Source organism: Proteocatella sp. QWL-06 (assembly GCF_058684135.1).
This window is the reverse complement of sequence record NZ_CM178755.1, coordinates 614734-635819: the sequence shown is the minus strand read 5'-3', so window position 1 is coordinate 635819 and position 21086 is coordinate 614734. Positions and strand designations below refer to the sequence as shown.

The following is a 21086-nucleotide window of genomic DNA, read 5'->3' as shown; positions in this document are numbered from 1 at the left end:
TTAAATTTCCTCCGCTTCTTCTATGAATTTTACTGGAATATATGATTTTCCGTCGCCTTTGAAGTATTTGCTGAACAGCTCGTAATACTCGAGCCTCAGACCTTGAATCAGAACTATCAGACCTTCTAGCCCAATTATTATTATATTTCCAAGAACCAGTATCGCCATTCCCATGAAAGGGCTGTTTGCAATCTTTGCCATCGTTGAGAAAGCAAGGAAAAGTCCGACATGGTTAAGCGCAAAGGCTCCTATCCTGATAAATGATATCGAGTTTGAAAGAAGGCTCAGAATCGTCTCTATGAGGTCAAATCCACCCTCTATATAATAAGTCCCTTTTCCCTCTTCGTAATGAGCTTCCTCTTTGAATATAATTGAATATAGCGGCGTCTTGAAAAGCAGCGCTGCGAGCGAAGCTATCATTATGACCGCAAGTACGGCATTTGGAATAAGAACCGCACCCAGAAGCATCTGGAGCCCGAACGAAAGCAGCGACACATAAAATACCAGCCCTGTAAGACCGTTCCTGCCAAACAGGCATTCTTTTATGTCACCTTCACGCTTGAGATTATATATTGAGATTCCAAAGCTTATGAGGAGAAGTATCACTCCAAAGGCTATAGCGCTGTACAGTACGAAGTTTATGTTTTCAAGAGGCCTTACAATAAGTGCAGGAAGAACTTCTTCGTCTCCGAATATGCTTCCGTACATGAAACCGAAAAAGGTCGAGCTCATGCCTATCCTGAATAGGATCTCTCCGTAATCTCTTCCGTCTGTGCCTTTTTTGGATTTACGCCTAAGCAGAAATCCTGCAAGCACAAGTACCAGTCCCTGTCCGACGTCTCCAAACATTGCCCCGAAAAGTATCAGGTATGTCACGCCCAGAAACAGCGTAGGGTCGACTTCATTGTAGTTAGGGACACCATACATATTTACAAGCAGCTCAAACGGGCTTATAACCCAGTTGTTCTTGAGTTTTGTAGGAGGTATTACTTCGCTTCCTATCTCCTCAGGATTTTCGCTTACGGTTATGATATCCTTGTACTTTGATTCCAGGAAATCTCTTATCTTTTGTATGCTTCCCTCGGGAACCCAGCCTGTAAAATAGAAGAAGTTGTTTGTCACAGCTGCGTTTTCCTTCATCTGCTCTATCTTCTCTTCCAGCTGTATTTCAGAATATATTCTTGTTATTTCTTCCTTGTAGCTCTGATTGATAGTCTTTATTACCTCGCCATACTCATCATGGACTTTTTCAAGCTTCTGTATCTGTTCTCTTACTGTTTTTGATACCTCTGATACATTTCCATTTATGTCATCAGGTATGTCTATCTCCTTGAAATTAAGAGACCTCAGTATCTTTGCTGTCTCTTCTTCATATTTTGCAGGAGAAAAAATCAGGTAGGACTCGCCATCTTCCGAGCTGCCTATATGAAGGACTATCGCCGATATATTCTCGTAGTTGTCACGAAGCTTTATCCGGTTTTCTCTTGTGAGAGTACCTATATGATAGTTTATGTGCTTCATTTCCCTAATCTCTGAAATATCTATGTCTGCGCTGTCAAGAAAACTTATATTCTCAAGAAAATACTCTTTTTCCTGAATGCTCTTCTTCATGTTTTCCATCTTCATTTTTATAGGAGCTATTACGCCATACATGGAATTCAGCCTGGATGTTATTTTCTCAAAATCATATTCCATGTCGATGTTTCTATCTGTCCTGAGCTCCATGTCGATGCTGTCTGCAATGAATGTCAGCTTTTCAAAGAGATCCTTGAAATCTGTTTTTTCAAATCTCAGTTTCTGCATGCTGCCAATATCGATGGAATCTTCCATTGCATCGCTGACCTTGTACATGGTAAGCGTATCGGAACTGTTGGACTTTGTATAATTCTGTATATGGACGCTTCCATCAATAACCAGGTCCTCAAGAATCGAATGCAGATTTTCAACTGGAGATACTATATTAAGCATCTTCATTTTTTCTATTGCCAAGCCTACTCACCACCTTTTACAAGTAATTTTCTTATTTCTCTGTTTTTGTATCTCACGCCTTCAAGTATGGTTGTTATATCCAGCGCCTCAAATTCCGAATCATGTATATATCTTACAAATTTGGCTATTGTCATTGGATTTGACTTGTCCAGCTTTGTCATCATCCTTACAAGATATCTGTTTATCATGACCTGGAGATACTTATCATCATCAGGATCGAGTTTTATCCCATAGCTTTCCAGCATTTCTATTATCAGCTCTATACAGTTTTCTGAATAAATAATGTTCTTCATTTTTTTTAAGTTGAGCTTTTCTCCGCCCAGTAGCGTGTAGTTGAAGATTTCTTCGTCCATAAGGTTATAATAGCGTTTTGCCCTGTATATCCACTGAATGTTTATGAGATCTATGTTCAGTCCTATTAAATATTCTACTATCTCTCTGTCCTCACCTGACAGCTTTTCTGCTCTTTTTCTGAGTTCTCTGAAATAAACCGCATCAAGGTTCATCTCGGCATGAAATTCTCTGAGCTTGAGGTCATCCTCGGTTATGCTTCTGAATGCATCCTCAAATATGGTTCCTCTGAACTCTTCGACTACATCAAATAATGTATTGTTGCTCAGGAGCCTGTCAAATGACACTGTCTCATATTTTCTGCTGTGCTCAAAATGCTGTGGAAGCTCATGGAGATCTTCCTTCCTGCTTACAGCCCTCAGTATGAGCTTGATGTCTTCCACCTCAGCCCTCAGAAACATAGCCTCGGCAAACTTTCTGTACGGCGTATCCAGATAGCTGATGAGCTTTTCGATATCGTTTATCAGTTCTCTTTTGAGTACCAGCTCGAACTCCCATCTCATTATTCTTTCTATGCTGTATTCGCTGAGAACTCTGGCATATCTGGTGTTGTGCTTTATATAGTTTCCAATTTCTCTTTCGGTGCCAAGTCCAAGCAGGATATCATATTCATTCTGACTGAGCAGCTTTGCATCCATAGCCTGCAGTTTGGTGTTCAAAGCACTGAATTTTGCTGCACTTCCCATTTTATTCCTCCAGGTTTCTTATTATCATATCAAATGAATCCTGAATAACCTTATCTTCAAACAGCCTGTATCTTTCCTGAAGTTCTCTGGCTTTCTGCTTTGATGATTCTCTTATCTCTGATATCTCAGCATCGGTTTCCATTGATATCTTCTTCTGGTACTCTTCAAGATCAGATCTCACTTCGACCTCTATTTTCTCCCTTATTTCTCTGAGTCTCAGCTTCTTTTGTTTTTCAAGATCTTCAAGCATGTTTTTAAAATCTTCTTCCTTCTGTATTGCGTCTTTGTCGATCTTAATTATACTTCTTATTATGTCTTTCAAAGTCTCCCCTCCTGTCCTTAAAAATTGAGTAATATTTGAATATCACATTTATCCATTATATACCCTTATTTCTTTAAAAACCAATTTAAAAATACGTTTAAAAACACATTTTATGCTGTAAAAACACAAATTATAGACTTTAAGCCCGAAATATCTTTGTATTGCTCGTTATTGCTCTGTTTAACTCTGTTTTGCATCGTTTATCTTTTTTGACAATAATCTATTTTTTATCACAAAAAAAGAGCCAGGGAATTTAATCCTGACTCTTTGCTGATAATCGTGTATTACAGATCTTTTCTTGCTTTTACCTGTTTCCATGCATAGAGTGCAAGTGATATTCCTATTACACCATATGCAACGAAAACCCTGAAGTATTCACCAATCTGTGCATTTCCAAAAAGATTCTGTCCTGCCTGAGGCGATACTATGAACAGAGTATGGAAAAGCGCTGTTCCTATTATGGCCTGACCGATGGTTGCCTTGCTTACTGAAGCTCCTCCTACAAGAAGAGCTGCTATGGCATACATACCAACCTGCTCATGGCCTCCGTAAGTATTAAGCGTACCTATGTTCTGAAGGAATATAAGCTGTCCCACTCCGGCAAGAACCGTTGAGATCATGATGGCTTTTATTCTCGTCTTATTTACATTTATTCCCGATACCGCAGCAACATGCATATCCTGGCCTACAGTCCTGAAATCCTGACCAAGCTTTGTGGTCATAAGGAATTTAGTGAATATGCAGATAAGCGCTACGCTGGCAAATGAAGCAGTAGGGAATTTTATCATGTTTATTATTGATTTCTGCTGTGAAAGCACTATCAGAAGCGCAAATATCACAACGAATATTCCTGCCTTTATAGCAGCGTTTATATATTTTTCGTATCTGTCTTCTTTTTTGTTCTTATATGCTCCATATGCGAACAGTGCAATAAGCACTACACATATCACCATGCTGGCATGTACGAATGTAATCTTGAAAAACGGATCAAAGGCTCTGTCCAGAGCATATTTTATCGCGTTAAGGTCTATCGTGTTCTTTATTCCTATCCCACTGCTGAGCACGAGCACAGGGTTGTTCATAGGAATGATTGTTCCTACAAGGAACAGGAACAGAAGCTGATAAAGACCGTTTGTGAAGTATCCAAGGATCATACCCGCTATCATCTCCTGGCCTCTGGTCTTGTTAAGGATTACTCCCGTAAGATAACCGAAAACTATGGAGATAGGTATCGTAAGCGCCACTGCCAGAGAGAATCCCGCAAGTCCTGTAACTCCCCAGTGAGTGACACATATAAGCGCTATCTGACCCGCCATGGCACCTATTACTATACCGAAGTTAAGTCCCATTCCGGCAAGTACCGGTATTATTAGTGAAAGCACAAGGAACAGGTTTCTTGAAAGCCTGCTCACAAGCTCATTTACAATAAAGCTCATAGGCATCTGAGCAACCTGTATACAGGCAAGGCACAGAGCCACGAATATAATAACAACTATGTTTTCTGTAAGCGTTTCCTTTATCTTTTTATTCCAGTCAATCTTATTTTTAGGTGTTTGTTGTGCCGGAGTTAGTTTATTATCTAGATTTTCCATTAGTCTGCTCCTCCTCCCATCTTAGTTAAAGCGTAGAGAATGATTCCATTCTGAACGATTATTCTCATTACCTCAGAGAGGTTTCCTTCGGTAACTATCTTGTTTGCTACCGGAAGAGAGAGAGTAAGAAGTCCCTGGAAAAGGAATGTTCCAAGCAGTACGTGGAATATAGTGGCTCTTTTTGAGCTTGCTCCACCAATCAGTATAGAGGCAACCGCAGCGAATCCCATCATCATCGGAGCCTGATACAGCTGATAGAAACCAAAGCTCTGTGCATATACTATTATTCCCACAGCTCCACACATTGTAGATATCATGGTTCCAAGAAGTCTTGCATTGTCAACGTTTATTCCTGATGATTTTGCAAATCTTGGGTTGTCCCCTGCAGTAGCCATAGCTATTCCTGTCTTTGTTCTGAGGAAAATCGCCATAAGCACACAGCAGAATGCAAAGAATATTAAAAGTCCGGTTGGTATGGTAATTCCAAACACATTGAATGCACCGTAATTATCAAGTATCTTGGAATATCTGCTTCCAAGAGTTATCGTAGTTCTTAGTCCGTCACCTATAGGCCATTTAAGCTCAAGGCTTTTGAAAGGAGCTACAAGCCATACGATACACATAAGTGAAATGATAGAGAATCCTGCATATGTAGATACAGTCATTTCAGATCCCTTTACCCTGTTAAGAAGTAGCCCATAGAGCCATCCTGCAACAAGTGAAAAAGGTATGGATACTATCATAGCCACAAAGAGGGCAGTGAATCCTGTAAGGTTGAGCTCTATACTTATAAGTCCTCCAAGGAGTCCGCACACTATGCCTATAGGTATACCAAAATTCAGTCCTATACCGCAGAGTATTCCTGGAACCATTGCCAGAACAAGCACTCCATTCATCCCCATCCTTACGAGCGCATCTGACAGCAGATTGTTAAGCGGAAGTCCAAGCTGAACGGCTGCCACACAGAGTATAAGGAAGAAGGAGATGATTATCAGTCTCGGAGTTCCTAATGAATTTATTCTCTTCTTTATATTATCCATTTAGATTTCCTCCTTTAACTTTCTTGTAATCTCCACTCATCATGAGTCCAAAATCTACGTCACTGTCTGTCGGAAGAAGTATTCCTTCAACCTTTCCTTCAGTTATTATAGCTATTCTGTCGCATACCATTCTCAGCTCGTTAAGCTCAGAAGATGTCATTACTACAGTCATTCCCTGCTCCTTGCTCAGTTCAACGAGGGTATCAAGCACTATTTTCTTTGCTCCGATATCAATACCTCTTGTCGGTTCAGACACGAACAGAAGATCCGGCTCAAGTGTAAGCGCCCTCGCTATACACACCTTCTGCTGGTTACCACCGGAAAGTCTTCTGGTAAACTGCTTCGGTCCGGTGCATCTTATGTCGAGCGACTGTATATATTTTTCGGCATTTTCTCTTATAGCTTTGTTATCAGCAAGTCTTATTCCTATTTTTTTAAGGAATTTTTCCTTTATCTGCATGGCAGTTGCGGATATGTTCTCTTCGATCGATACATCAAGAAGAAGGCCGACCCCTTTTCTGTCCTCTGAAACGAATGCTATTCCGTCCTTAAGTATGCTTTTTGTGTCACCAAGCTTGAGCTCTTTGCCCTTGAAGGTTATGTCTCCTGCCGCAGGATAGAGTCCTATTACTCCATTTGCGATACCAAGCTTTCCGTGCCCTGCCAGTCCACCGATACCAAGTATTTCACCCTTCATTATATCAAGATCTATACCCTTTGCTTCTTCAGCCGGCATATGTACTCTCATATTTCTTATAGACATTATAACTTCGTGGTTTTCCGCACTCTTTTCCTTTGTGTGCATCTCAACCTCACGACCTACCATTCTCTGAGCGATGTCTTCGATGTTGGTTTCTGAAGTATGAAGCTTGCATACGAGCGTTCCATCCCTGAGTATTGTTATATTGTCCGCAGCTGACATTACTTCGTCGAGCCTGTGAGTTATAAAAAGTATTGCAATACCTGAATCAGAAATTTTCTTCATTGCTTTTATTAGCTGCTCTGCCTCTGATTCTGTAAGCACCGCTGTAGGTTCGTCAAATACAAGCAGCTTTACATTTGATTTGTCAATCTCTCTGGCAATCTCTATGAACTGCATGTATCCAACTGGAAGTCCTGATACATACTCTTTTTCGCTGAAATCCATTCCTAGAGTGTCAAGCGCAGTCCTTGCATCCGCTTCCATCTTTTTTATGTCAAGCGACTTGAGAGACTCTCCAAAAACCTTGCTCACCGGGTTGCTCTTAAGTATCTCCCTGTTGAGCTTTATGTTTTCAGCAACAGTGAATCCCGGAATCAGCATGAACTCCTGATGCACCATGCCTATACCCATCTCCATTGCCTGTTTTGGTGATTTTATATGAACTTCTTCTCCATCGAAGGTTACTTTACCCTCAAAGCCTCCCGTGGAATGAATTACCGGCATACCGAATAAAATATTCATAAGTGTAGATTTTCCGGCTCCATTTTCCCCCAGAAGGGCATGTATTTCGCCTTTCTTTACTTCAAGGTCTACACCTTTAAGTACTTTATTGCCAAAGTAGGTTTTCTCTATCCCTTTCATAGATAAAACAAATTCGTTCATAAAAATTACCTCCTTTCGTTTTTGCAATTTTCTGAAATTTACATTCAATTTAAATAAAGACTACCAATCCTGGTAGTCTTTATTCATTTATCCTTATTTTCTACACAAAATTAGAATACTACATATTCAGACAGTACCATTAGATAGTTTTCAAATGTCGTTCCTGTTGCCTCATTAGTGTAAGGAGTTATTGTTACAGTTCCACCAACTGAGCTAAGGATTTCTGATACCTTGTCAAAATCAAGCTTGTCTGTAAATTCTCCGTCAAGATAAGCTTTTGCATACTCAACTCCACCCTCAACAAACATCATGTTTATTGGAACTGGCCAAGTTGCCATTCTTCCGCTCATTCCTGCTTCTCCAACCTTAGCAGTTATCTGCTCGATTACATATGGAACGTCTCCAGCTTTGTCATCTGGTATCTCGATACCAAGTGCTCCTGGATATCCATGGAATGGAGATGGACAGCATTGCTGTGGATAAAGCGCTTTAGTCTCTATTATAGCCTTGATCATAGGCTCCTGCATTGCACAGTTTGTTCCGAAGAATGCAGTCTCTGTTCCGAATTCTTCAACTTTTCTTGGAATATCTTCAAGTATGAACTGCTGTGTTCCTGGAACTCCAGCGTCTCCAGTTGGGTCTGGTGCAGTTGCATCTATGAATACAAGTCCTGCTGCCTCAGCATTTTGCTTAAGAAGGTCTCTTCTTGCTGCAAGCATCTGATATGACATGTGTCTTGGGAATGAATAGTGAACGAAAGTCTTAGCTCCCATTTTAACAGCCTCATCTATTATAGTCTGTCCCATTCCAAGCTCGTCAGCAACGAGTACAAGGTCAGCTTTTGAAGCTATCATGTCCGGATCTTCTCCTGGTGTTCCTGCAATTATAAGTAGATCGTCTCTAAGTTCTTTGGCCTGATCGATTGCTGCAGATGCTCCAGGAACTGCCTGACACATAACTATAGCTTTAACATCAGGATCTGATGCCATACTCATAAAGTTTGCTATAGTTGTCTCAGTTTCCTTCATGAAGTTGTCCGGATATGTCTTAGTTATGATCATATCACCGTATTTTTCCTTCATTTTTTCTGCCGCACGGAACTCTTCTTCACCCTGTGAAACAGTTCCTGTCAATATGCCTATTTTATATGTAGGCGTTTCAGTTGATTCAGCTGTTCCCTCTGATTCTGTTTCAGAGCCACCACATGCTGCCAATCCGAAAATCATCGTTGCACTTAAAAGTGCTGCTAAAATTCTTTTCATAGTCAGTTTCTCCCTCGTAATTTTGATTTTTTTGTAAGATTATTTCCAATTTTGTGTATATTTATAATACTACATTTATTCAAATAAGTCTACAAATTTTTAATATAATGTTTGATTATTGAAAACGATTTCCAAAAAAATGTATAAAAAAAGACAGGTTGACAGTAATCAACTTGCCTTTTTTACCTTGAGACTGACCTGGCCTTTTCCCCCACACTCGCCTGCTGGAGATTTCGCTCTGGTTCGCATCACTACTTTTCTCTCTCGATTTTCTCGGCAGGGCTTACATCTAAGACGCGCCATGCTCACTTTGTACATTTTTGACAAAGCTTACGTGGGTCCTTTTGCCCGCGTCTGGCTTGGACTTGCAGCCACAGACTCTCAAAGCTTTTTTATTTTACTTTATCTTCACTGCTTTTGTCAAACAAAAAATTTGTTAAATCCGCTTTTTTATCCATACCGGTGACAATGTCACAAATGACTTCATCAATATATGCATATTATGATATAATCTTTATAATTATATAGATTCCTTACAGAAAATTACAATTACAAAGGAGTATTATGACTATGAAACTTGAAAATTTTGACCAGAAAAAGATTTCTATGATAGAAAAATATGCCGGCCTTATCGTTACCACCGGAGTCAACCTTCAGAAGGGACAGCCTGTCATCCTCAGAGGTCCTGTAGGTGCGAGTGAATTCATGAGACTGGTTCTAAGAAAATGCTACCAGAATGGCGCCTCATACGTTCATGTTGAATATATAGACAGCCTTGCCGAAAAGGAAAAATACCTGCACGGAGGAGAAACAGCGGTTTCATATTTCCCGCAGTGGAAGGCAGATGGATATGAGGAAATGTGCCGAAATAATGCCTGTTTCATACGAATAAGCGGCGATGATCCTGATGTTTTTTCTGATGTACCTGCAGAGATAATCGGGCTTGCCAATAAAGTCAATTCACAGGGAATGAAAAAAGTCAACAAGTACACAATGAACAGCGAGCTTTCATGGGTAGTGGCCGCAGCCCCTACTGAAGAATGGGCCAGAAAGGTATTTCCAGGCCTTTCCTGCGAGGAAGCTGTTTCTGAGCTCTGGGACAGGATACTGATTGCCTCACGCGTTGACAGGGATGATCCGGAAAAGGCATGGCATGACCACAACGAAAGCCTCAGATCCAAGACTGAGTATCTTAACTCGATGCAGTTTGCTTCACTTCATTACAGATCTGCCGGAAACGGTATTACAAAAGGCACCGACCTCACTATAAAGCTCCCTGAAAATCATATATGGAGCGGCGGAGCTGAAAAGAATGCCAGTGGAATATACTTTAATGCGAACATGCCAACTGAGGAAGTATTCACAGCCCCTCAGAAATATGGCATAAACGGTTATGTTTCCAGTTCTCTTCCATTCAACTGCAATGGCAATCTCGTTGAGAATTTCGTGCTGTATTTCGAGAACGGAAAGGTAGTCGACATGACAGCAGAAAAAGGTCTGGATACTCTCAGAGAGCTTCTGGCTACAGATGAAGGAGCTTCGTATATCGGAGAGGTGGCACTCGTGCCTCATGATTCTCCAATCTCAAATACAAATACCATTTTCTTCAATACCCTCTTTGATGAAAATGCATCATGCCACCTGGCATTTGGAGAGGCTTATCCAAGCTGCATAAAGGGTGGTGAACTGATGACAGAAGAAGAGCTCGAGAAGAATGGGCTTAATACTTCTCTCATACACAATGATTTCATGATCGGTTTCCCTGACATGGATATAACTGCTGTCACAAGATCGGGAGAGACTGTTCAGATATTCAAGAACGGCAACTGGGCCATATAATGTTAGCTGAAGCATGACATTGCTTAACAAAATTATACAAGGGGGAAATTTTATGGATTATCTTATTTTGTTTCTGGAGGGTATCATAACATTTGTATCTCCCTGCATACTTCCTATGATTCCGATCTATATAACATATTTCATGGGTGATCAGGATGCCGCAAATCAGGAATCGGGTCTTACTCTCAGAAATCCGGCACTTAAAAACTCAATCGGATTCGTGCTTGGATTCACTACGGTATTCGTGTTGCTTGGAGCCGCTGCAGGAAGCATAGGACGGTTCGTGTTCACTCACGGCCAGATGTTCAACATAATTACCGGAGTTGTAATGGTATTGTTCGGCCTCAACTATATTGATGTGATTAATATAAAATTCCTGAAGAGAACTCACAAGATTGATTACAGAGCGGGCTCTTTCAAGTTCAGCAAATCTGTGCTGTTTGGAATGGTATTCTCAATTGGATGGTCTCCATGCGTAGGAGCGTTTCTGGGTTCAGCTCTGATGATAGCGGCAAACAGCCAGACGATGCTCAAAGGCTCACTGATGCTTTTTGTGTACAGCCTTGGCCTTGGAGTACCATTCATACTTTCGTCACTTCTTATAAACAGCCTTAAATCTACTTTTGATTTTATAAAGAGAAACTACAGAATAATAAACAATATATCCGGGATATTCCTTATTTTAGTCGGGATAATGATGATGACGGGGATCTTTACAAAACTGATCGTGTTCTTTTCATGATAGTTCCGGTTTCCATTATTTTAGAGAAAGGTGAAATTTATGAAAAATAGCAAGCTGCCGGTTATAATCCTGGCTATCGTGATTTTGTTTGGCGGGTCATTTTATGCGTACAACACTCTCAGCACCAGAGAGCCTCAGTCTGCAGAATCTGATGCATCAGGATCTCCGGAGCAGGCTCAGCCTGAGCCGGATTCATCCGAGACAACTGAGGAACAGACAGAGATAAAAGCGCCTGATTTCAAGGTTTTTGATGCTGACGGCAACGAAGTTTTTCTCAGCGACTTTTCAGGTCAGCCTGCTGTAATAAACTTCTGGGCAAGCTGGTGTCCTCCGTGCCGTGCTGAAATGGATTATTTCCAGAAAGCATCTGACACTTATTCTGACCAGGGAGTCAAGTTCTTTATGATTAACTCGACAGACGGAGACAGAGAGACAGTAGAGACTGCAACCACATATTTTGAAGAGAATTCATACGATATGGACATGTATTTCGACCTCGAGTTTGACGCGTCCTACAAATACAGCGCCCGAAGCCTTCCTACCACTTTTTTTGTGGATGCGCAGGGAAATGTAGTCAGCTACCATCCAGGAAGCATGTCTGAGGAAAGCCTTTTCAGAGCTATAGATTCCATACTGGAATCCAAGCCGGAATAGCGTTTTGGAGATAATGATATGATAGAACTTCTGAGAAGCCTGTCCAACAATCTTGGATATATTCTCCTTATAGCTTTTTTTGTTTCGAATATAAGAGTTTTCAAGAACCTTATACAGAAAGATGATCTCCGAAAAAGAGATCTTTTTCTACTCTCTCTTATATTTGGATCGTTCGGAATTCTGGGAACCTACACTGGGACAGAGATAAATGGCGCCATAGCAAACACACGGATAATAGGTGTAATGTCCGGCGGAATCCTTTGCGGACCATTCGTAGGAATAGCTTCCGGACTGATTGCCGGAATACACAGGTTCCTGATAGATCCGGGCGGCGTAACTACGCTTCCATGCAGCATAACTACAATAATCTCAGGAATTGTGGCCGGATATATATATAAGCAGTCGGACGATTCCAACCGATGGGCATACGGACTGATTGCCGGGCTTGTGATACAGACATTTGAAATGTTTTTAATAATAGTAATGGTTCCAGATTTTGATACTTCGATAAACATAGTCAAGAGCATATATTTTCCAATGAGCTTTGCCAATGCAATCGGAATTTCCATAATCATACTTCTCATTCAGAAAATCTTCAAGGAAAAAGACGAGATATCCGCCGAGCAGGCTCAGATTGCGCTTGAGATAGCAAACAAGACTCTTCCTCATTTCCGCGAGATGGATGAGAACTCCCTGGAAAAAATCTGCAGCATAATAAGGGATTCCATACAGGCAGACGCAGTGTCGATCACTGACAGAGAATATATTCTTGCGCATGTCGGAGTGGGATCTGACCATCATATAAAGGGAAACCTCATTGAGACCGAGGCAACGAAAAGAGTCATAAGGGAGGGAAATCTGATTTCTATATCGACAAAGGAAGGTATAAGCTGCAGCTATCCAAATTGCCAGCTCAAGTCTGCTATAATATCTCCGCTAAAGGAAGACGCTGAGGTTTCCGGAACACTAAAGATCTACTACTGCAAGGAAAATGCAATCTCGTTCAGGAACATAAACCTTGCGGCCGGACTTTCTCAGCTCATATCAACCCAGCTTGAGATAAGCCGCCTGGGAGAGCTCAAGGACATGGCCAACAAGGCTGAAATCCGTGCTCTACAAGCTCAGATAAACCCCCACTTTCTTTTCAATGCTCTTAATACGATTATTTCATTCATAAGGATCAATCCAGATGAAGCACGAAAGCTCATCATTAACCTGTCAACATACCTCAGGTATAATATCGAATCCGGAGAAAATTTTGTAGATATCAATCAGGAGCTTGAACAGGTAAAAGCTTATGTCGAAATCGAAAAGGCCAGATTTGGAGAAAAGCTGGACGTAATTTACGATATAGAAGATAATCTTGACATTAAAATACCCAGCCTGATAATCCAGCCTCTCGTGGAGAATTCAATTAAACACGGAATCCTGGAAGGAAAAGGATGTGGAACCGTAACCATAAGGATCAAAAAGTCATCACCCGAAACAGTAATAATAACAATTGAAGATGACGGCTGCGGAATATCCGAGGAAATAATAACCGGGATTCAGGAAGGCGATATAGACGATACCAAGATAGGGCTGTTAAACGTACACAAGCGCCTCAAATTCATATACGGACAGGGGCTCAGTATAGAAGAGCCTGAAATCGGAAGCCGTATATGCTTTACTGTCAGACGATAGGAGGGATTTCATTGAACTGCATCATTGTTGATGATGAGTTTCCATCAAGAGAGGAACTCAAATATTTTATAAATAATTTCAGTTCCATCAAGATCCTCGATGAATTCGACGATTCTCTGAAGGCACTGGAATATATTGAAAAAAACAGCATAGACATAATATTTCTGGACATAAACATGCCCAAACTTGATGGAATGGCCCTTGGAAGGATCATCAGCAGGTTCCCGAAGCATCCTATAATAGTATTCATAACAGCCTACAAGGATTTTGCGGTCGATGCTTTTGAAATAGAGGCCTATGACTATATACTCAAGCCCTACTCAGAGGAGCGAATGGTCGGGACTCTTAAAAAGCTTGAAAAACCGGCATACCAGACCTGTATTTCAAATAAGATCACGCTTTGGAAGGACAACAAGATGATAGTCATGAGAATCCTTGATATCTCATACTGCGAGGCTAATGGCCACGAGACGCTCATTTCAGTAAACGGCACCAAATATACTACAAATATAAGTATTACTGAATTTTACAAGAAGCTTCCGAAGGAATTTTTCTTCAGAAGCCACAGATCATTTATAATAAATACTGAAAAAATAGTAGAAATCATTCCCTGGTTCAATAATACCTATATGCTGAAAATGCAGGGAGAGTCAGCAGATATTCCTGTAAGCAGAAACAACATACCGGAATTCAGGACAATAATGGGCATATAAAAGCACTTCATGTGCTTTTTTTGTTTCTTCGTGCATTCTATATTCATTTTTTTCTGAAAATAACATAAAATCATATCATATGAACAGCATACATATAAGAACAATCTTTTATATCAGAAAAAAATACTTACGATATGATTCTCTGGCTGCTGTTACAAAATCATACAGGAGGAAAAAAACATGGCAACTTTTTTAATTGGACTTGCAATACTGGTTTTTGGAGGCTTTGCGTACGGTGCTTATATCGACAGGCTCTTTGGACCAGATGACAGAAAAACACCGGCTATCACCAAGAATGACGGCGTTGACTTCGTCCCTATGTCAAAATGGAAAAATGCACTTATTCAGTTACTTAACATCGCAGGGACAGGACCAATACTAGGACCTATACAGGGTATACTGTTTGGGCCAATCGCTTTCATAACCATACCGCTCGGTTGTGTTCTTGGCGGATCAGTACACGACTATATGTCAGGCATGATATGTCTTCGTGAAAATGGTAATCAGATGCCTTCACTCGTTAAAACTTTTATGGGCAAGAAGATATTCCAGTTCTACAACATATTCCTTTCACTTCTTATGCTCCTCGTTGGCGCTGTATTCATATATACGCCTGGAGATCTTGCAGTTACTCAGCTTCTCGGACAGAAAGCTACTGCTGATAATCCTACAGTATGGATAGTATATGGAGTAATATTTGTTTATTATCTCTGTGCTACGCTTTTCCCAATAGATAAGATAATCGGAAAGATATATCCTCTTTTTGGAGCAATCCTGCTTCTTTCTGCAGTTGGGGTTGGCGTTGGAATTTTCACAAATGGATATGAGCTTACAAATCTAAGCGCTTCCAACTGGATGGGAATTCACCCTAAGGGAGTCCCTTTCATCCCTATATTCTTTGTAACAGTTGCATGCGGAATAGTTTCCGGATTCCACTCTACTCAGTCAACACTTATAGCAAGATCCGTATCAAATGAAAGAGAAGGAAGAACTACGTTCTTCAACATGATGCTTCTTGAAGGATTCATCGCTATGATATGGGCTGCTGCTGCAATGGGAATATACAACAAGGGCATAGAAGCAGACCTAATAGGATCACCAGCTGTAATCGGACTTGTTGCAAGAGACCTTCTTGGAAACATCGGTGGAGTCGTTGCCATCATAGGGGTAATCGTTCTTCCTATCACTTCTGGAGATACTGCGCTCAGAGCTCTCAGACTTATGCTTGCAGATTTCCTTAACATTGATCAGAAATCACCTGCAAAGAGATTCACTCTTTCAGCTGTAATCTTCGCGTTCGTTGCAGGAATACTTGTATTTGCAAAGATGAGTTCCGAAGGATTTAATATACTCTGGAGATACTTTGCATGGAGCAACCAGACAATCGCTGTATTCGCATTCGCGATGATAACAATATATCTGATGAAGAACAAAAAGAACTACATGGTTTCACTTCTTCCTGGTATGTTCTACATGTTCATAATATCAAGCTATATCCTTAATGCACAGATAGGATTCAGACTTCCTATGAACGTTTCATATGTTGCAGGAGTAGTTCTTACTGGGATATATGCTTATGTAACCTATGCACATGGTAAAAAACTGGCATCTTCTTCTGAAAGACTTTCAGATAAGACCGCATAATAAAAGCTGCATATATAAAAACCTGCTTCTGACTATATTTTAGAAGCAGGTTTTTTTGTTTCGTTTTTGTTTATTATCCTTGCATTACATAATGTAAGGCAGCTTACCTCTACATCTGCAATGCTCTTTTTCAAAAGCGAGGCAAGCTCATTCATGGTAGTGCCGGTCGTGAATATGTCATCGAATATAAGGATTCTGAGATTTCTTTCAATGGAATCAGGGCATGTTTCTGAATGAAACTTTTCAAGCATTCTGTCAAGAGACTCAGTCTTTATCTCGAATGCCCCCTTTATTTCGCTTTTTCTCTGCGAATCGGGCAGCCTTGAAAGAAACGCCGTATGTCTTTTTCTCTCAAACAGTTCGATATATTTTTCGCTCTCATCAAGTTTTTCAGCAATTACATATGTCTGGTTGAAGCCTCTTGATCTCATTCTCTTTCTGGATATGGGTACTCCTGTTACAAAGTCATAATTCAGAGAGTTTGCCTTGATGAAGTCATTTGCCATCTGCGCAAAATACCTGGAAAGATAATTCCTGTGTCCGTATTTGTATCCATATATCTTTCCGTGCATGAAGTCATTGTACTTTAATATGCTGTATACTCTGTCGAAATAATATCTGTCTCCATGACAAAAAGTGCACAATCTGCTGTGTTCTCCAGTCCTTCCGCAATTTGTGCATATTTCCTTTATGAATTCCATATTTTCGAAGCACTCCCTGCAAATGCTGTAGGCATTTTGCCTGCTTATCGGCATGCTGCAGAAAATGCAGCTGATATTTCGGGGAAACAGAATCTCAGACACAATCTACCTCCTGAACAGATTTTCTATGCCAGCACGAATTTTTCTATGGCGTGAGCAACTCCGTCTTCGACGTTGCTGAGAGTTATATAATCTGCAATCTTCTTAAGAGGCTCGCAGGCGTTTGCTACTGCAATTCCAAGCGCTGCCTGCTTCAGCATTCCTATGTCATTCTCACCATCGCCTATTGCCATGACTTCCTCTTTTTTTATGCCGCAAAGCTCCATTATCAGCTTTAGACCCTCTGATTTATCCATCTCAGGGTTGAGGATTTCAAGCGCAGATTCGAGTGAATACCTAAGCTGTATATCCTCTCCAAATATATCATGAAGCTCATCCTTGATCTTTTCAAGTATGCTTCGGTCACCCATTATTACAGACTTCCCTGCAAATTTCTTCTCGAAATGCCCTGCCAGGTCTTCTACGGCCTCCAGCTCAATTCCTATTATATCATTGAAGAGCTCAAGGCCTCTGCTCTGAGCATAATCTTTTTCCATGTAGCATCTGGTCTCATCAGCTACCAGAAAGAGCACGCTGTCTTTGTATTTCCTGCAGATTTTCTGCGCCGCTCTTACATAATCCATGTTGAGCTCATTTACGCGGTAAAATCTGTCGCTTTTTCTCTCATATACCACCGATCCATTTGAAGTCACTGAATAATCTACAAAGTCAAGATATTCGAGATATTTCTCTGATTCATTGTGGGTCCTGCCTGTATTCATTATTATCCTTACACCCTTTTCATGTGCTTTTTCAAGGGTCTCTCTGGTTTTTGCGCTTATTCTGTGATTGTTGTCAAGTGTAGTGTTATCCATGTCAAGTGAAACTAATTTATACATTTTTTCTCCTTAATGCTATATAAAAGTATGTTACTTAAAACCTTAAAGCAGCAGCCCCATCATGCCACCTGCTATCGCCAGAGCCATTATTGTTCTCGCGTGATTTGGCCTGTCGCGCTTTATGAAAAAAACTAATGCTGCAATTATGGACATAGCTCCAAATAATATTGAAATAAACAGCTTGAGCTGATAGCTGAACGGCTGCGTTGAATAATTCACCGGAATTGACGTAAAGTCGATCCATGATATGAATATTGACCACATCGCTATCGAATTGAATATCATTGTATTTTTTCCATATTTCCCTCCGTCAATGAAGAGCAGTACCATTGCAAGCAATGATATCACTATCATGACAGCAAAAATTATGCGTAATATTTCCATTTTCTGTCTCCTTGATTTTCGTTATTCAAGTATTATATATGAATAAATTGACCTTTTAGTTACAATAAACTTACAGTTGATGTGTGATTTTTGCTCAAAGTATGATATCATAATGTCTTGAGAAGTAAAAATAATTTTAAGAAGCAGGTTTGTCATGAAAATCAAGAAGAAATTCAAATATATATTTTTAGCGCTCATAGTCATGGCTATATCATACAATGCCTTTGAAAATGACTCTGAGCTTGAAGTAAATGCATCAGGACTGAGCGAGCAGGAGATTCTTGCAAATGTCGATGCTCTTAAAAGGCTCGAAGCCGCCGAAACGTCAGCTATCGAGGAGAAGATACAAGCTGTTCAGCTTGAAATCTCAAAATCCGAGGAGGAAAGGTCTCTGCAGGTAAAATCCCATAAAAATGGATTCAGGAAGGCTTTTGAATCTGTGGTTTTCATGGGCGACTCCCAGGCTGAGCCACTGAGCCTGTATGGATATGCTGATTCATCCTCAGTAGTCGCAAGCAAAGGAAGAAATGTAATATCGGCAAAGGACGACGTTAAGAAAGCAGCTTCTCTGAGCCCTCAGAAGATAGTAATGCTTTATGGAGTAAATGATCTGCTGCTTTTCAAGACTACTGAGGATTTCATATCGCATTACCGGGCACTAATTGAGAGCGTGAGAATTGAGATTCCACGCGCTGAAATCTATGTCAACTCTGTATATCCGGTGAAAGACTCGGTCATTGAAAAAAAGCCGCTTTTCAAAAGAAGCGGGGATTTTAATGAGGCCCTTGTAAGTATGTGTTCGGATATGGGAATCACATACATCGATTCTACACATCTGATAAAGGAAAATCCGGACTATTATGCTGCAGATGGCATTCATTTTAAGGCTCAGTACTACCCTGCGTGGCTTGACTTCTTAATGGCTCAGATTGGTATACAGGAGAAAAAATAATGAATGATGGAGTTAAAATTAATAAAAGAAGGCTGAAAAGTGCAGTCCTTCTCATTATGCTGGCACTTCTCCTTGCTTCTGCCGGCGGCTGCAGCAAGGATTCACAGAGGAATGGCGAGATCGATATACAGGAGCTTGCATCAGGCATGCAGGATCTTATCGACAGCGATAAAATGATACGATCAGAGAATCCGTCAAGGTCCCTCAAGCGCTTTTTTGGACTTAATACAGCAGATTACGAGGATGTCGTGATCTATTCTCCTGCCTCTTCTATGGACGTAAGCGAGATGATGATTATAAAGCTCAGCGACAAGGCTCAGATCGAATCTGTCGAAGCTGCGATAGAAAGCCGGATATCCGCTCAGACCGAGAGCTTTGGCGGATATGCTCCCGAGCAGTGCGCGCTGCTTGAGGATTATATAGTCCGTATAAGTGATGACATCGTCTTTTATGCTGTAGCTGATAATTCAGAGGAGCTCAGGAATGCTTTTCTTGATGGGCATTAAGATATGGAATTTTTGAAATTATAACAGGAAGAAGGAATAAAGTGGTTTTCAGCAGTATATTTTTTCTATTCACATTCTTGCCGCTGTCACTTCTGCTCTACTGGATGTCTCCGGCAAAGATAAAGAACTTCACGCTTCTTGCAGTGAGCCTTTTTTTCTACGCATGGGGAGAGCCGGTGTACGTTCTGCTTATGATAGCGTCGATACTTACAAATTTTGTTTTTGGAATATTTATCGAATCGGAGCTCATAAAGGAAAAAAGGGCGGTTCTAAGAGCCCTGTTTATTTCCGCAGTTGTGTTCAATATTCTAATACTCGGTTTTTTCAAATATTACGGATTCCTGGCAGAAAATATCAATGCTCTGTTTAATGCAGATATTGCTTACAGTGAGCTGCCGCTTCCAATAGGAATCTCATTTTATACATTTCAGGTATTGTCCTATGTGATTGATGTATATCTTGGCAAGGTAAGGCTTCAGAGGAATCCTGTCTCATTTGCGCTCTACGTCACCATGTTCCCTCAGCTGATAGCCGGACCTATAGTAAGATACAGCGATATCGAATCTCAGCTCGAGCAAAGGAACGTATCAGCATCGAAATTCGGAGAAGGCGCTCAGAGATTCATACAGGGACTTGGTAAAAAAGTACTTATAGCAAACAGCATGGGAGCGCTGTGGGATATTACTCAGGCTATGGATATGACAGGCATTTCTGTATTTTCTGCATGGCTTGGCATAATTGCATATACATTCCAGATCTATTTTGATTTCAGCGGATATTCCGACATGGCAATAGGTCTTGGGAAGATGTTCGGATTTGAATTCATGGAAAATTTCGACCATCCCTATATTTCAAGAAGCGTCACGGAATTCTGGAGAAGATGGCATATCTCGCTGGGGACCTGGTTCAGGGAATACGTATATATCCCGCTTGGAGGAAATCGCTGCAGCCGCATCAGGCAGATTCGAAACATAATGGCAGTGTGGATGTTAACCGGACTGTGGCATGGTGCAAGCTGGAATTTCGTAGTCTGGGGAATTTACTACGGTTGCCTGCTGCTTATAGAAAAAATGTTCCTGAAAAAATTAATAGATAATGCTCCGGCTATAATATCTCATGTTTACTGCATGCTCGCAGTGATAATAGGATGGGTACTTTTTGCTTCAAGAGATATTGAATCTGCTGCGGCTTATCTCGGCGTGATGTCCGGAGCTTCGGGAAACGTGCTTGTTGATAATGCTTTTATATACTACCTGAAATCAAATGCGGTCATGCTTGTAATATCCCTGCTGTTTTCTACAGGTATCTTCAGGGAAATATTTGAGCCCGAGGAGATCAGCGATAAGATAAGGACCAGAGTAAGCCATTCAGCAGCCGTTATTCTTCACGCGTTCATACTCTTTATGTCCACGGCATACCTTGTAACCGAGACTTACAATCCATTTCTTTATTTCCGCTTTTAACTTAAAATTAATTTAATAATATTTATTATATAGAAAGATG

At 40.7% G+C, this 21086-nt stretch carries 19 protein-coding genes; 9 read left to right on the top strand and 10 right to left on the bottom strand.

The features are described from left to right. From AC4PGZ_RS03090 to AC4PGZ_RS03060, 7 genes are all read right to left on the bottom strand, one after another. Window positions 1-1989, bottom strand: coding sequence for a V-type ATP synthase subunit I (locus tag AC4PGZ_RS03090; RefSeq protein ID WP_492159580.1), 1989 nt, complete (start codon window positions 1987-1989; stop codon window positions 1-3). A gap of 2 nt (window positions 1990-1991) precedes the next feature. Further along, window positions 1992-3026 carry a V-type ATPase subunit gene (locus AC4PGZ_RS03085; protein WP_492159579.1) on the bottom strand — a complete coding sequence of 345 codons (1035 nt, stop codon included), beginning with the start codon at window positions 3024-3026 and terminating at the stop codon, window positions 1992-1994. A gap of 1 nt (window position 3027) precedes the next feature. After that, window positions 3028-3348 carry a hypothetical protein gene (locus tag AC4PGZ_RS03080; RefSeq protein WP_492159578.1) on the bottom strand — a complete coding sequence of 107 codons (321 nt, stop codon included), beginning with the start codon at window positions 3346-3348 and terminating at the stop codon, window positions 3028-3030. A 284-nt stretch (window positions 3349-3632) separates the two neighbouring features. Further along, complete coding sequence (locus AC4PGZ_RS03075; protein ID WP_492159577.1) at window positions 3633-4940, bottom strand: ABC transporter permease subunit; 1308 nt, start codon at window positions 4938-4940, stop codon at window positions 3633-3635. Beyond that, complete coding sequence (locus AC4PGZ_RS03070) at window positions 4940-5980, bottom strand: ABC transporter permease subunit (RefSeq protein WP_492159576.1); 1041 nt, start codon at window positions 5978-5980, stop codon at window positions 4940-4942. The genes AC4PGZ_RS03075 and AC4PGZ_RS03070 overlap by 1 nt, the downstream gene beginning before the upstream one ends. Beyond that, window positions 5973-7565, bottom strand: a complete 1593-nt coding sequence (locus tag AC4PGZ_RS03065) for a sugar ABC transporter ATP-binding protein (protein ID WP_492159575.1) — start codon at window positions 7563-7565, stop codon at window positions 5973-5975. Before AC4PGZ_RS03065 ends, AC4PGZ_RS03070 begins: the two co-directional genes overlap by 8 nt. A gap of 110 nt (window positions 7566-7675) precedes the next feature. Next, on the bottom strand, window positions 7676-8827 hold the full coding sequence (locus AC4PGZ_RS03060) for a DUF3798 domain-containing protein (RefSeq protein ID WP_492159574.1): 1152 nt from the start codon (window positions 8825-8827) through the stop codon (window positions 7676-7678). A 570-nt stretch (window positions 8828-9397) separates the two neighbouring features. Here AC4PGZ_RS03060 and AC4PGZ_RS03055 point away from each other — a divergent pair. From AC4PGZ_RS03055 to AC4PGZ_RS03030, 6 genes are all read left to right on the top strand, one after another. Next, window positions 9398-10666, top strand: a complete 1269-nt coding sequence (locus AC4PGZ_RS03055) for an aminopeptidase (RefSeq protein ID WP_492159573.1) — start codon at window positions 9398-9400, stop codon at window positions 10664-10666. Between the two features lie 52 nt (window positions 10667-10718). After that, window positions 10719-11408 (top strand): cytochrome c biogenesis CcdA family protein, encoded by a 690-nt coding sequence (locus AC4PGZ_RS03050; protein WP_492159572.1) that lies wholly within the window; start codon window positions 10719-10721, stop codon window positions 11406-11408. Window positions 11409-11447: 39 nt separating this feature from the next. Further along, the gene (locus tag AC4PGZ_RS03045) at window positions 11448-12062 is read left to right on the top strand and encodes a TlpA family protein disulfide reductase (protein ID WP_492159571.1); all 615 of its coding nucleotides are present in this window, start codon (window positions 11448-11450) and stop codon (window positions 12060-12062) included. Window positions 12063-12080: 18 nt separating this feature from the next. Further along, complete coding sequence (locus AC4PGZ_RS03040; RefSeq protein ID WP_492159570.1) at window positions 12081-13745, top strand: LytS/YhcK type 5TM receptor domain-containing protein; 1665 nt, start codon at window positions 12081-12083, stop codon at window positions 13743-13745. Window positions 13746-13756: 11 nt separating this feature from the next. Further along, the gene (locus tag AC4PGZ_RS03035) at window positions 13757-14458 is read left to right on the top strand and encodes a LytR/AlgR family response regulator transcription factor (protein WP_492159569.1); all 702 of its coding nucleotides are present in this window, start codon (window positions 13757-13759) and stop codon (window positions 14456-14458) included. Between the two features lie 180 nt (window positions 14459-14638). Continuing rightward, window positions 14639-16102, top strand: coding sequence for a carbon starvation CstA family protein (locus AC4PGZ_RS03030; RefSeq protein WP_492159568.1), 1464 nt, complete (start codon window positions 14639-14641; stop codon window positions 16100-16102). A gap of 32 nt (window positions 16103-16134) precedes the next feature. Here the strand turns inward: AC4PGZ_RS03030 and AC4PGZ_RS03025 are convergent, their stop codons facing one another. Genes AC4PGZ_RS03025 through AC4PGZ_RS03015 form a run of 3 tightly spaced genes read right to left on the bottom strand, consistent with a single transcriptional unit; the run spans window position 16135 to window position 18125 of the window. Beyond that, entirely contained in the window at window positions 16135-16905 is a 771-nt protein-coding gene (locus AC4PGZ_RS03025; protein WP_492159567.1) for a ComFC family protein, read from the bottom strand. Window positions 16906-16928: 23 nt separating this feature from the next. After that, window positions 16929-17741, bottom strand: a complete 813-nt coding sequence (locus AC4PGZ_RS03020; RefSeq protein WP_492159566.1) for a Cof-type HAD-IIB family hydrolase — start codon at window positions 17739-17741, stop codon at window positions 16929-16931. Between the two features lie 42 nt (window positions 17742-17783). Then, complete coding sequence (locus AC4PGZ_RS03015; protein WP_492159565.1) at window positions 17784-18125, bottom strand: hypothetical protein; 342 nt, start codon at window positions 18123-18125, stop codon at window positions 17784-17786. A 154-nt stretch (window positions 18126-18279) separates the two neighbouring features. Here AC4PGZ_RS03015 and AC4PGZ_RS03010 point away from each other — a divergent pair, with 154 nt between their 5' ends. Genes AC4PGZ_RS03010 through AC4PGZ_RS03000 form a run of 3 tightly spaced genes read left to right on the top strand, consistent with a single transcriptional unit; the run spans window position 18280 to window position 21046 of the window. Beyond that, a complete protein-coding gene (locus AC4PGZ_RS03010) occupies window positions 18280-19077 on the top strand; it encodes a GDSL-type esterase/lipase family protein (RefSeq protein ID WP_492159564.1) in 798 nt (265 codons plus the stop codon). Beyond that, a complete protein-coding gene (locus AC4PGZ_RS03005; RefSeq protein ID WP_492159563.1) occupies window positions 19077-19583 on the top strand; it encodes a DUF4358 domain-containing protein in 507 nt (168 codons plus the stop codon). The genes AC4PGZ_RS03010 and AC4PGZ_RS03005 overlap by 1 nt, the downstream gene beginning before the upstream one ends. Window positions 19584-19624: 41 nt before the next feature. Continuing rightward, window positions 19625-21046, top strand: coding sequence for an MBOAT family O-acyltransferase (locus AC4PGZ_RS03000; RefSeq protein ID WP_492159562.1), 1422 nt, complete (start codon window positions 19625-19627; stop codon window positions 21044-21046). Window positions 21047-21086: the final 40 nt, after the last annotated feature.